The 519-nt window shown below is 35.5% G+C and carries 1 protein-coding gene; it reads right to left on the reverse strand.

The features are described from left to right. Positions 1-447: IS6-like element IS1216 family transposase (locus tag HMPREF2731_RS00985; RefSeq protein WP_001015308.1), on the reverse strand; the 447-nt coding region annotated here is incomplete at its 3' end. Positions 448-519 lie beyond the last annotated feature (72 nt).

The raw sequence follows: 519 nt of genomic DNA on the forward strand, positions 1-519 counted from the left end.
GCCGTATTCTTTTAGTTTCTTAAAGGCACTTGTAATAGAGGGGGCTTTATCTGTGACTACAACCTTCGGTTCATCAAACTGCTTCACTAACCGCTTAAGAAAAGCATAGGCTGCTTGTGTGTCCCGTTTTTTACGTAACCAAATATCCAAGGTTAAACCATCTGCATCGATGGCTCGATACAAATAATGCCATTTTCCTTTAATTTTGATGTACGTTTCATCCATTTTCCATGAATAAAAGGATTTTTTATTTTTCTTTTTCCAAATTTGATAGAGTAGTTTGCCATATTCTTGCACCCAACGATAAATCGTCGTATGAGAAACGTTAATGCCACGATCATATAAGATTTCTTGAACTTCACGATAGCTAAGGTTATAACGAAGATAGTAGCCCACGGCTACAATAATCACATCCTGCTGAAATTGCTTTCCTTTAAAATGATTCATCGTCATTCCTCCTGCTATCTTTTTCTATTATTCTACCTTATTTGATAGTAGATTTAAAACTTTGCAACAGAA

The sequence above is a fragment of the Enterococcus sp. HMSC072F02 genome (assembly GCF_001837725.1).
GTDB classification, from domain to species: domain Bacteria; phylum Bacillota; class Bacilli; order Lactobacillales; family Enterococcaceae; genus Enterococcus_B; species Enterococcus_B lactis.